The sequence below is a fragment of the Curtobacterium sp. BNK-1 genome, assembly GCF_048685235.1.
In the GTDB taxonomy this organism is placed as follows: domain Bacteria; phylum Pseudomonadota; class Gammaproteobacteria; order Enterobacterales; family Enterobacteriaceae; genus Pantoea; species Pantoea agglomerans.
Genome location: NZ_JBLQTJ010000004.1, coordinates 237835 through 249450, shown reverse-complemented (window position 1 = coordinate 249450; position 11616 = coordinate 237835). Strand labels below are relative to the sequence as shown.

Below are 11616 nucleotides of genomic sequence, written 5' to 3'. Positions count from 1 at the left end.
GGGCAAAAAGCCCCTCAGTGTTGAGATAAAGGAACCAATATTTGTGACGGCACAACTCAATGGCGTACAGGAATTTACTGAAGTCGTCAGAAAAGGCAGTTTCGTTGCTGCAGCTGAGGGTTTAGGCGTGACGCGTTCTGCACTCAGCAAAAGCATCAAGCGTCTTGAAATTCGGCTGGGGGTTCGTTTACTCAACCGCAGTACGCGAAGCCTGTCGCTGACACCGGAAGGTGAGATCTATTTCAATCGCTGCACTGCTGCTCTGGATATGATTTCAGATGCCGAAAGCAGAATAGAGGCGGGAATAGTCGAGCCATCTGGACTGATGCGGCTGACGGTTCCCGTGGCCTTTGGGCACCTTTTCATTATGCCCTTACTCAATATCATGGCTTTAAAATACCGGGCCCTGAATATCGAAGTTGATTTCAGTGATCGGGTTCGCGACCCGGCGACAGACGGCTTTGACCTGGCGCTGAGGCTTGGCCCCCTGCCTGACTCAGGTGATTTGGTTGCCACCCGCCTGGGCGAGCAAAGGCTTACCATTTGCGCCTCTGAGGGCTATCTTGAACGAGCAGGCACCCCCATTGATCTTCGTGAGCTTTCATCACACAGATGCATTTCAGGGTTACCGTCAGACGGGCAAACTTACTGGCTAATCCGGGGTAAAGAGGGACACGTTGTAAGGCATGTTGTTTCCTCAGCCTACCGTTTTAATAATGGTCAAGCCATGCTGGAAGCGGCTATTGCCGGATGTGGGGTGACGCAACTTCCGGACTGGTTATGCGGTGATGCCATCAAAAAGGGGCAGCTTCGTGCAATTCTACCCACATTTCAGGCACCGCCCACCCCCATTTCTGCAATTTGGCCCAGGACTCACACGGTCCTTCCTAAAGTGAGAGCCTTGATTGAAGAACTGAAAAAAGAGTTGCCGGCACGCTTGCCGAGCGCGCAGCGTTCATCTGTTACGCGGTAATGCGGTATCAATACCGGATACATCGTCTGTTGAAAGCCAGCCTGGATTATATTCGCTCCAGCATATTGACCAACGATTGTGAGAATCCTTTTCCATTCCAACCCGGTAATGCGCGCCGTAGATTTCGCGCTCCCCTGAGTCGTGTGTTTTCTCCGCGATAATACGGCCTATTATCAGGATGGCCGACTGACGATCGGACTGGATACATACTTTCAGCGGTTCACCATAATGCTGCATCCAGGGCCACGGAAGCCGGAAGGCTTTCATTGCGGCAATAATATTCCGCCTCCCTGATATGTAGCCCAGGGGGGTAAAATTACCCGCAGCATTTTCACTAAAGCATGTGCTGAAAAGTTTGAAATCTGCCTGGTCCAGCGCCCACGCATAGCGATACCAGGTATCGATGACTCCCTGTTCTTCACTCGTATCACGGTGGTTTTCTGGCACAATATGCCAGGGGGCGTCAAGTTCACTGATGATGGCGACTTGCGGAAATCCCTGATGCCAGCCGGATTCTTCAGCCGGTAGCAGCCATCCCGATAACAACTGCCTTGCACCTGAAGTCCAGGTTATTTGCAGGTGAAGAGTATGGATAACAGGTTGGGACTCATCTGTGCCTGCCCTCATCACGACCGTCCCCCCAAACCGCACCTGGTTATGACGTCCGGAACCTTTGCGCGAAGCCTGCCCGTGCAGGTATGCACTGGCGACGTAATCTTTATCGTTCCGGCGCTCAACGGTGTTTGTCAGCGTAACGGATACGTTATCCAGGTCAGCAAAGTCATTTTGCAAAAGGGCGGTGACATTTTCACGGCCGGAAACTGTTCCACGATGACTGCTGACTAATCTGACCGAGGGGTCCAGCCATTGGCTATTGTCTGAGCAAGCATTTCCTGACCAGGTTTCACAAAAACTAATCAGGCTCTGCACCGAAGAATGAAATGAACTGTTCATTTATTGTCCTGCGTTTATTCAGAAGGAAACTCGGGTAACACGAATTCTGCCATTTCAGCCATCACCTCGGCTGCGGGCCGTGTCAGCGGTTTCAGATTTAACGCAACGTGGTTTACCCCCTGGCGTTCCTGCTCCTTCCATAGCTTTATCAGCGCATTGCGGCCGACAGTGATGCCATTCATCAATCTGCGAAGCGGGGCGTCAGGGTTAGCATCGAGGTCAAAAAAGGTGGCATAGCCATAAGGTCTGAAACGATTGTCATCGTAATCGCCACGCCAGAATTCAAGCAATTCCGGGAGCGTTGAGAAGTCACTCAGATGCCATATCCATCCGTCGCTTTCTTCAGCTATCCAGCTCAGGTCCTGCCGCGCCCGCCCTACCACAATCATCGGAATGCGGGATTTAAAAGGTTTAGGAATAAGATCAAGGTTGCCTGAAAGCCTTCCGTAAAACGCCGTTTCAGCCACCGGGAAGGACGTCTCACTGACGGTTTTAATCAGACCAAACGCCTCCCGATAGCGTTCGGCACGGTTATCATAATCGGCTCCAAACGCAGGATATTCTACAGCGCGATCCCCACTGGACAATCCCAGCAGAAGGCGCCCACCACTTAGCTGGTCCACAGAGGCTGCCTGCTTGGCCAATATAATCGGGTCCCGCAGAGGTAACACCATACCGGTAGTACCCAGGGTTATGCGTTTAGTTTGGGAGGCAAGAAATCCAAGGTAGACCATAGGATCCAGCATTTGTCCGGTGTCACCAAACCGCGGGTCATAAAAGGGTACATCTCTCATCCAGAGAGCGGAAAAACCGGCGTCATCAGCAAATTTTGCCAGCGCCTGATGATCCTCCAGAGTTGGGAAAGGTGAATCCGGATAACCTTCAAGTGGCATAATAAAGCCGAAGGTCAGTCGGCCCGGGCTGAATACGCGCTTATATGCGCTATGTGAGGCAAGATCCGGCGGATAAGTGAGTTGTGTCTGTAAAGGGGGCATTTTCACTCCTGACGGGCGCAATCAGTTGCGCCCGTTATTTAGTTCATCACTGATGATTACTTCGCTGCATCCTGCAGGGCCTGCTTCATAAACACGACGGAGCTTTCCAGTGCCTGCACCGCTTCTGGCTGCAGCGTGGAGAAGAAATGCCATGCGTGGAACATACCCGGCCAGACTTCCAGATTTACGCGAACCCGGTGATCGCCCAGATGAGTTGCGAGCCGCATAGCGTCGCTCAGCATCAGTTCGTTTTCGCCAATCTGAACCAGCACCGGCGGCAGACCTGTCACATCGGCAAACACCGGTGATGCCATTGGGTGATTAGGCAACGCATCGCCCAGGAAGGTGCGTGCCAGGAAATCCAGACCTGCCTTGGTGTTCAGAGGATCAAGGCCTTCCCGGTTGGTCATGGAGACGCCCGTGTGCTCAAGGTTGGCCCATGGGGAAATGGAAACACCGCCAGCAGGAAGCGGCAGGCCTTTATTACGTGCAGCTACCATAACGGTAACCACCATCGCTCCGCCCGCAGACTCGCCCGCCAGTACGATTTTGCTGGCGTCAAAGCCCTGCTCAATCAACCACTCATACGCACGAACAGTGTCGGTAACGGGCGTAGGGAAGGGATACTCCGGTGCCAGACGGTAATCCGGCATGTAAACCCGTGCGCCCAGCATGCTGGCGTAGTTACCACCAATGCCGTGATAGCCCGCCGGTTCACCGACAATGTAAGCACCGCCGTGGATGTACATAACGATGGCATCAGTTTCAAGGTTGTCGGGGGTTACCAGCGTTCCCGGCACGCCTCCCATGTCTACCTCAGCAAAACTGACACCGGAAGGTGCAGGATTTTTGGCCAGCATACGGGTGTAGGCGTCACGCACCTCACTCATAGGCGTTACGGTATCCTCACCGGTAAGGATTGGACCCAGGCCGGCCAGGCTTTCTGACCATTCTTTTACGGCTTGTTTGGTTTGTTGATTCAGCATTTTTATTCCTGTTTGTATTTGCGTTAAAAAATAACAGGAATCTATAATATATAAACATTTGGGGAATGTGCTTCCCGTATGGGGGTACGTTAACGCCCGTATTAAAGAGGATATATAAAGCATGGAGATCAACAGCATTGGTGATATCGCCGCGTTCGTCGCGGCGGTAAAAGCCGGGAGTTACACCCACGCAGCGGGCTCCCTCGGGCTCACACGTTCTGCCATTGGTAAGAGTATTGTCAGGCTCGAAACGCGCATGGGGGTTCGCCTTCTGAACCGTACCACCCGGAGTCTGAGTCTGACCGATGAAGGGAGGATCATGTTCGAGCGTTGCCGACAGATACTGGATGACCTGGAAGAGGTTGATGCCGCGATGGCCATGCGCAGAGGTAAGCCAACGGGGACTCTCCGGCTGAGTGCGCCGCTTTCTTTTGGTCAGCACCATATCCTTCCCATTCTTGATGTTTATCTGAAAAAGTGGCCGGAGCTTCGTGCGGAGGTGTCCTTTAGCGACAGGTTTGTCGACCTGATTGAAGAAGGCTTTGATATTGCCATTCGCATCGGTGAACCTCGCGATGATTCGCGCATTCTTACCCGAACGATTGCTTCGCAGCACATTGTCACTTGTGCATCTCCCGAATATTTGTCCTCACGGGGCATTCCAGAAACGCCCTCAGACTTAACCAGGCATGACACTATTTTTCTTCTGAGTGCAGAAAAGAGACGCAGCTGGCGGTTTGCGACTCCGGAAGGCACTTTTGTGTATGAAGGACCCGGGCGGCTAAACCTCGACAGTTCGGAAGCCATGCGGGCATCGGCAATTTCCGGATTTGGTATAGTCCACTTACCAACCTATTTGCTTGGAGAAGATTTGCGTAGCGGTAAATTAATACCCGTGCTTGAGGACTATCCCTTCCCCCCTGAACCTGTTCGGATCATTTACCCCAGTAAACGACATTTATCCCCGCGCATTCGCGCCTTTATCGACCTGCTGGTTGAAAGCTGGGAGCAAGGCTTACCCTGGGAATAAGGGAAATGTCCGTACAGGACTTCCAAACGCAGTTATGTGGCATTCATTTACAGGTTCCACGTCCGCTGTTCGCTCATGACCGTCCCTTAGCCTCACTTGAACTATATAAACTTCCCCAGACATTAACTTTTTTGCCAGTAAGTCTCTCAATAGCCTCAATTGCGTCTGGATCACCATGGCGAGCCATGCAATATAAACAATCGCCGCCACAGTCAAAATTCATAGTTTCTGGTGTTTTGCTCACCGGTTGGCCGCAGGTCTGGCAAGTGTTTACATTCACTGGAATGACATCCTGTTTAGATTTTCACTAATATGTTGCTTAACATAACATCCCAAGATCGATCTGCTCCCTGATAATTCTCATAAAATGCTTCTGGCAATGTCCGCTGTTCGCTCTTAGCGGACCCAGCACCTGATGAGACTGGCCGCTTGGTGCCATAAGCTGACATTACTGACATCAAGATGTACTCATATGCAGGGAGCAATCTACAGCCATATCATTTTCTGAGTGGGTATAGTTAAGCTTATGTCCGAGACTGTTCTCAAAAAGTAAGTAGTCGGCATTATCCTTGTGACCGTCTTTACTCCGAGTCTTAATCCATCACCGTGGCGGAGGCAGGCAACTCGCTCTATCGCATGCTCGCTTCATTGTATGTACGACACTGGGCTTATTCTTATTAATACGGTACATCCCGCTTTTTTTACGTCGCCTGGTTGCCCGATAGATTCCCTCAATCGCGGTGCATGTTCACCAGCACCTGTCGGGACGTTCAGGCGCAGATGTGCCATCGGGGAATAGGGATTGCCGCCATGCTGCCAGGGACTCATGGCGACGCCATCGCCGGATTGCAGAGTATTCAAATGCCGCCGAGGGATGTCACTATTATCTCCGGCATATCGATCGCTGCGGTCCATACTGGATATCGCCGATGCATTGCTGGCGAATTCCGCAACACCAGCAAGGTAGGCATGTTCTTCGGCGCGCGCGCTTTTGCTGTTGCGCCAGCGGAGGTGAACAGATGTTATACATGTTCGGGGCTGAAGCTTTAGGTTTTGCAATCTGTTGCGTACTGCCCCGTTAGCTGAAAAGAGGGTGGATTAGAAAGCGTGTTTATTGGCAGAGAAGAGCCATAAGCTGGCGGGAAACACACATTGAATAACGATCAGAAGTGGTATGTCACCAGCAGGCTTCCTGTGGGTGATATTTCTCGTTGCACAATCGGGCTATTGCGCGCATCTCCCGTTAACTGCGTAACGCCTGCTGCGGCAATCACGCTCCAGTCCTCATTGAACTTGTGTGTCCAGTCAAGATTCATCGACCAGGCATAAATTCCCGATCCGGCATCATATCGGATAAACCTTGATGCAGCCGATTGAGATGCACTGACTCCGTAGTAAGTCTGCATGTATTTGTCCGTCCCCCAGCTGCCGGTCAGCGCCAGCGTTACTGTATTATTCGGTGAGGTATAGAGCGGGCTATTAATGCCAAAATGCAATGCCGTGCCATTGTTTTGCTCAGAAAATGGCACTTCAGCCTGCAATTGCAAATTAAGCCAGTCGGTCACCCCGTATCCCAAGCCAAATACACCGAGAGCCGAGCCTTTGACATCCCCCATACCTCGCAAATAGTCGCTGCCATCGCTTAGGGAGTCACTGTCCACGTCACGATCCTTACGGCCTGCGCGATAGCTCACCGCAGCGTTGTAATCGAATTTGCCGATGTTATTGCCATAACCGATGCCCCGCGTGGAGCTGACGAAGAAACCATTTTCCATGGTGTAATCAAGCACCAGGGAAGTCGTGACGCGGCTTTTGTCCGAACCAGAATAACGTGGCGTCACGTTCGCGCCGCCTCCCACCGTCAACGCGTTGCCCTGATTCTGTGCTGCCGCCAGTATCGGGGTGGTCAGTAACGCCAGGACTGCGCCCGACAACATTTTTTTCAGGCTGTACCCCGTGAGTGAAAGGGGGAACTTATGACGCAGTGTGTTATTTCTCATTAAAGAAGTCCTTATGCATTCAAATGATTACGATGCAAGCGGGTTGTAAACGCCAGAACGTTCATTTTGAATGCGCCCGCTAAAGTTCTCATGAGCCAAAAATGAAGAAAGGGTGAAGCAACCACAGATGCTGCAAAGCTGATAGATTTCCTGATACCGTTTTTTTCTTCAGACGTTCTTCATTCACTGCTGATACCGTAACCATTGTGAAAATACTCCTGATTGAAGACGACCTGGATCTCGGTAACGGCATACGTATTGCCCTTGCAGATCAAGGATTTGATGTTATATGGGTTCGCCGCAAAGAGGATGCGCTGCATCAGCTTGATGTCTGCGTGCCTGAACTTGTGTTGCTCGACCTCGGATTACCCGACGGCGATGGCATGAGTCTGATGGTGGGCCTGCGTCAGCAGCACAAGGGCATTCCCGTGATCATCCTGACGGCGCGAGGCACACTGCACGATCGCCTTTCCGGGCTGGACGCGGGTGCAGACGACTATCTCGTCAAACCGTTTGTTCTCGCCGAGTTGCTGGCGAGGGTGAGAGCGCTTGCGCGCCGCAGTTATGGTTTTCAGAACGAGGCGATAGAACTTCGGGGATTATCACTTTTTGTGCCCACACGACGCGTGACCGTGAATGCACGGCATATTGAGTTGACGGCAAGTGAATACGCGCTGCTTGAAACGTTGATGTTACGCACTGACCGCGTGCTTACTCGCAGTTTTCTGGAAGAAAGGATCTTCGGCGCAAAAGAAAATATGAGTAATGCGCTTGATGTGCATATGGGGAATTTGCGTCGCAAAATCGGCGAAGGCTATGTACGAACGGTGAGGGGCGTTGGGTATGTCATTGATACCGTACCCATTCAGAAGGGAGCAGGTTGATGCGAAATGTCTGGCGCCATCTGAGAACCCCAACGTTCGTGCGGCGAATTATGGTAGCGCAGATGCTATTGCTCACTCTGCTCTGGTGTCTTTTTCTGACTTACGTTTTGTGGGAGGACTTACGTAGTCCGGCGATATTAACGGGCAGCAAGACGTACGAAACCATTTTTACTGTGGTTAAGAGTATGGACGATCGCCCGCAGGAGCGAACGCATGTGCTGGCTGCATTAAGTAAGGCAGTACGGGAAAATTATGGCGGCGGTGAAGATCCAGCACTCTCAATCAGCCTTATCGTACGCGAGAATAAAGAGATAATTTATGCCTCTGATGGTGCGCCAGTCGGAGTGATAAACAGCCGTTATGGAAAAATTGAGCGCGTGGAGAGTGATGGTCGCGCCTGGAACAGCCGTACCTTAAAGTCCGGGAACGTCGACACAGAGGTCACGCTTATCACCCCTGCTGGAGGCTGGAATTTCTTTATCTATCTGAACTCGCGTGGCTACTACGTGATGCCGCTGCTGGTATGCATTCCTTTTCTTTTGTTCCCTGCCTGGCTGTCGATCCGCATTGCAATGCGCCCATGGAATAAAGTGGTAAATGAAGTGTCCTTACGCACGCCGGACGATCTCTCGCCCTTAAAAGCAGTGCCAAAGCACAGGGAGCTTCGCCAGATGGTTGACGCGGTTAATGGATTTCTTGCCAGGGTGCGGGAAAGCACTGAACGGGAACGCGTTTTCATTGCCGATGCCGCTCACGAGTTGCGTACCCCCCTGGCGGCGATGCGAATCAATGTTGAGGCGCTGGAATCTTATGTGAGCAGTGACAGCCAAAAAGAGTTGCTTGCGGGCATTGTTCGCAGCAACAGCCGTGCGGCTCGTCTGGTCAATCAGTTGCTGCTGCTGATGCACAGCGAAGCGCGCATTGACATGGTTATGGAGCCTTTGCCGCTGACAACGCTCATACAAGAACGTATGGCCGGGCTGGCACCGCTCGCGGCGGAACGCAGGATTGAACTTGAATTTTACGCCGAAGAGGAAATCTGGGTGACTGGCGTCAGGGAACGGTTAATGTCGCTTATCGATAACGTAGTCGAAAATGCCGTGAAGTATAGCCCCTGGGGCGGGAGGATTGAGGTGGAATTACGATCCTTAAATCAATCCACGCAGTTACGTGTTTCAGATGCAGGGCCTGGCATTCCCGTTGAATTGAGGGAGCGCGTGTTTGACAGATTTTTTCGTGATCCTAACCAGCTGCAAAGCGGGAGTGGGCTGGGGCTTGCCATCGTTAAAGCCGTTGCGCAGCAACACAACAGCAGCGTAAGCCTCAGTACGTCGGCAGAAGGTGGGCTGATGGTTTCGGTTGATTTCCCAAATCACAAGTCCGCCTGAAAGCAAGGACAACGTTGATCCGCCCCGGCGAATGGCCGTTACCTGAATGATGGAGTTAAACGTGAAATACGTTGTTCTTGCAAGCCTGTTAATTTCGCTCTCACTAAGCGGGTGCGCTATTACGGTCAGTGAACTAAAAAGCAGCCAATCCTCTTTTGACGGCAGTTTCGTGAGCAAGGCAGGCTCATCTGATACTTATCGAACCCTAAGGTACATGGCAAGACAGTGCCTCGAATATGAGGCATATTCAGGAAATCCGGTCATCGTACTGAGCGAATTTGATGGTGAACGCAAAGCAGGGGAGATTAATCAAAAGTTCCTTTCACAGGGATTGTTGATAAATAACACGCTAATTGAGATCGAAAGTCGGCATGGTGACAACGCACAGGTCTCCCTTTATACAACCAAGAACGTCTTGAGCACGGGAATCCGGTCACCAAAGATAATTGATATCAAGCGCTGGGCTGACGGCGATAAAACGTGCTAGCGCGACACCGCGAAGCATTCCAGTTATATGACTTGCGCCACATTGATTAACACCGCAATTCTAAGTAATACCTTCATCAGAGGTGAGAGCCACTTCAAACTTCCGCTATTCGCTCATAGCGGACCTTCCGGAGCGTAGGTCCGCTTTGTGCCTGAAGCCTGCTCTCTCCGCATCATGATGTGTTGATCAATTGCGGCAGTTCACCTGCACCTTTCTGAGTGACCTCCGGCATGTTCATTCCGTTCGTCTGTAATTTTGCAGGCAACTTATCGATAATTTGTTAAGCGGAAAGAAGATCTTAAAAGGAGGCACTGACAATGACTTTTTCTATAGGTGTGCTTGCAGGAATGGGACCCCGCTCCACAGCCCCCTTCGTTGATATGCTGGTAACAGACTGTTACATCGGGTACGGAGCGAAATATGATATGGATTTTCCTAAAATGCATATTATCTCGTTACCGACACCTTTCTGACCTGGCAAGAAAGTTGATGATAATGCGATGATCGCAACCCTGCAGCAGGGTATTACCGAACTCGTCAGGGCCAAAGTGAGTCTGATAGCTGTTCCCTGTAATCTTGCGCACTGCTACTTTGCCGAAATGAAGGCGGTGAGCTCCGGTATCCCACTTCTGCATATCGCAGACATTGCACTTGAGTCACTGCCTGCAGAGGCAACCAGGATTGCTGTACTGGCTACGGAACCTACACTGGAAGCGGGTTTTTATCAGGCGCGGATAGAAGCTTCTGGCAAAGAGATTATTGATCCACCTCTGCTTCGTGAGATGACCACATCGCTAATTGGACGGATTAAAACGAAAGGTTTTCATGACTCCGGTGTACAGGCAGAGTGGATGAATTTAATGTCTGTAGTGGCAAATCTTAATGTGGAGGCTCTTCTTATTGCCTGTACAGATCTTAGTCCCCTGATAACTGAAAACACTTTCAGCTTTGTCATCGTAGATACGGCAGCAAGCCTTTCCAGTGCGACCATTAAAAACTACAGACGTATGTCCGGGAAAATTACAGGCGGCACCCATAATACCGGCTAACCTGATGTCCGCTCCTCGCTCATAGCGGCCTCTAGCTCAGTTAGCTTGTCCGCTTCGTGCTGGGAGCGGACATTGATAATATTTCAATGGCATTAAAAATTAGGAAGCAGGACAATCTCTCGGGAGAGGTTGCGTTGGCTTTGATATTTTTAATAGATTCAGAAATATTCCGTTTCGTGATTAGAGATCCATATCAAGATTGAGCTACGATAGTCGTCTTTAGTGGAGGCGATCAGCGAGCATTTATCTGCATTACCATCAGCGGTGTAAGCACAGCTTTGCTTCAGTCGGACAATTAAGTCCCCTGTTTTTGATACGCTCTCTGAGTCAACAAATTGCGCACTTCCGGATGGATAAAAGATACGCGTGTCCTTCCGATCTTTATAGTTTCTTATACGCACAGGAAATTGGCTATTGTGATATTCATATCGCTTTACAACTTCGCCCGTGTCTTTGTCCGCGATTGTTTCAAGCAATCCGCGCACATTATAGCTGAGTACATAATTGCCTTTTTCATCCTCAAGCTCAGTGATTTCGCAGCGTTCATTGATTTTTCCGGTAATACTCTGACCTTTAAAAGAGGTCAGTACACCATCTTTGTTTACCAAATGGAATTCATGGCCATTTGCCTTATCAACCATGTTGATATTAGTAAAGCACCCGTTACGATCGTATCTAACTTCTGTCATCGCCTGAAGTTTACCGTAAATATCTCGGATCCACTGGAGGCTATGTTTTACGTTCCCGGTAGTTGCATCATGCTCGAACAAAAGAGCAGCATTTAAGACTGCTGGTTTGAATTGAGTAAATGCAGCGACATTAAATGACATTGCCAAAAGTAATAGACTTAAAAGCAACCTTGCTTTCATT

General features: G+C 50.6%; 11 protein-coding genes. 6 read left to right on the top strand and 5 right to left on the bottom strand.

The features are described 5' to 3' along the window. Positions 1-43 precede the first annotated feature (43 nt). A complete protein-coding gene (locus ACMGGP_RS21605) occupies positions 44-973 on the top strand; it encodes a LysR family transcriptional regulator (RefSeq protein WP_022624662.1) in 930 nt (309 codons plus the stop codon). On the opposite strand, the gene ACMGGP_RS21600 is transcribed toward ACMGGP_RS21605, so the two are convergent. The 3 genes from ACMGGP_RS21600 to ACMGGP_RS21590 are packed head-to-tail and all read right to left on the bottom strand — an operon-like array spanning position 956 to position 3908. Then, a complete protein-coding gene (locus ACMGGP_RS21600) occupies positions 956-1927 on the bottom strand; it encodes a nuclear transport factor 2 family protein (RefSeq protein WP_080571089.1) in 972 nt (323 codons plus the stop codon). The genes ACMGGP_RS21605 and ACMGGP_RS21600 overlap by 18 nt on opposite strands. 14 nt (positions 1928-1941) lie before the next feature. After that, a complete protein-coding gene (locus tag ACMGGP_RS21595; protein ID WP_010670670.1) occupies positions 1942-2922 on the bottom strand; it encodes a TIGR03571 family LLM class oxidoreductase in 981 nt (326 codons plus the stop codon). A gap of 56 nt (positions 2923-2978) precedes the next feature. After that, positions 2979-3908, bottom strand: a complete 930-nt coding sequence (locus ACMGGP_RS21590) for an alpha/beta hydrolase (protein WP_010670669.1) — start codon at positions 3906-3908, stop codon at positions 2979-2981. Positions 3909-4029: 121 nt separating this feature from the next. On the opposite strand from ACMGGP_RS21590, the gene ACMGGP_RS21585 reads away from it, so the two are divergent. Beyond that, on the top strand, positions 4030-4938 hold the full coding sequence (locus ACMGGP_RS21585) for a LysR family transcriptional regulator (RefSeq protein ID WP_010670668.1): 909 nt from the start codon (positions 4030-4032) through the stop codon (positions 4936-4938). 1163 nt (positions 4939-6101) lie between these two features. Here the strand turns inward: ACMGGP_RS21585 and ACMGGP_RS21580 are convergent. After that, positions 6102-6938, bottom strand: coding sequence for a MipA/OmpV family protein (locus ACMGGP_RS21580; RefSeq protein WP_010259842.1), 837 nt, complete (start codon positions 6936-6938; stop codon positions 6102-6104). Positions 6939-7144: 206 nt separating this feature from the next. On the opposite strand from ACMGGP_RS21580, the gene ACMGGP_RS21575 reads away from it, so the two are divergent. The 4 genes from ACMGGP_RS21575 to ACMGGP_RS21560 all read left to right on the top strand — a co-directional run bounded on the left by ACMGGP_RS21575 (position 7145) and on the right by ACMGGP_RS21560 (position 10746). Next, complete coding sequence (locus tag ACMGGP_RS21575; protein WP_010259845.1) at positions 7145-7822, top strand: response regulator; 678 nt, start codon at positions 7145-7147, stop codon at positions 7820-7822. Between the two features lie 185 nt (positions 7823-8007). After that, on the top strand, positions 8008-9210 hold the full coding sequence (locus tag ACMGGP_RS21570) for a sensor histidine kinase (protein WP_498798878.1): 1203 nt from the start codon (positions 8008-8010) through the stop codon (positions 9208-9210). Positions 9211-9271: 61 nt separating this feature from the next. Further along, positions 9272-9697, top strand: a complete 426-nt coding sequence (locus ACMGGP_RS21565) for a hypothetical protein (protein WP_250489324.1) — start codon at positions 9272-9274, stop codon at positions 9695-9697. 500 nt (positions 9698-10197) lie between these two features. Then, positions 10198-10746 carry an aspartate/glutamate racemase family protein gene (locus ACMGGP_RS21560; RefSeq protein WP_498798877.1) on the top strand — a complete coding sequence of 183 codons (549 nt, stop codon included), beginning with the start codon at positions 10198-10200 and terminating at the stop codon, positions 10744-10746. A gap of 158 nt (positions 10747-10904) precedes the next feature. Here ACMGGP_RS21560 and ACMGGP_RS21555 read toward each other — a convergent pair whose 3' ends face one another. Further along, positions 10905-11615 carry a YnfC family lipoprotein gene (locus ACMGGP_RS21555; RefSeq protein WP_187511141.1) on the bottom strand — a complete coding sequence of 237 codons (711 nt, stop codon included), beginning with the start codon at positions 11613-11615 and terminating at the stop codon, positions 10905-10907. Between the last annotated feature and the right edge of the window lies 1 nt (position 11616).

Bases quoted from the DNA above. Each gene is read 5' to 3' on its own strand.
- ACMGGP_RS21600 (WP_080571089.1), bottom strand. From the start codon at position 1,927: ATGAACAGTTCATTTCATTCTTCGGTGCAGAGCCTGATTAGTTTTTGT.
- ACMGGP_RS21595 (WP_010670670.1), bottom strand. From the start codon at position 2,922: ATGCCCCCTTTACAGACACAACTCACTTATCCGCCGGATCTTGCCTCA.
- ACMGGP_RS21590 (WP_010670669.1), bottom strand. From the start codon at position 3,908: ATGCTGAATCAACAAACCAAACAAGCCGTAAAAGAATGGTCAGAAAGC.
- ACMGGP_RS21585 (WP_010670668.1), top strand. From the start codon at position 4,030: ATGGAGATCAACAGCATTGGTGATATCGCCGCGTTCGTCGCGGCGGTA.
- ACMGGP_RS21580 (WP_010259842.1), bottom strand. From the start codon at position 6,938: ATGAGAAATAACACACTGCGTCATAAGTTCCCCCTTTCACTCACGGGG.
- ACMGGP_RS21570 (WP_498798878.1), top strand. From the start codon at position 8,008: ATGGACGATCGCCCGCAGGAGCGAACGCATGTGCTGGCTGCATTAAGT.
- ACMGGP_RS21560 (WP_498798877.1), top strand. From the start codon at position 10,198: ATGATCGCAACCCTGCAGCAGGGTATTACCGAACTCGTCAGGGCCAAA.
- ACMGGP_RS21555 (WP_187511141.1), bottom strand. From the start codon at position 11,615: ATGAAAGCAAGGTTGCTTTTAAGTCTATTACTTTTGGCAATGTCATTT.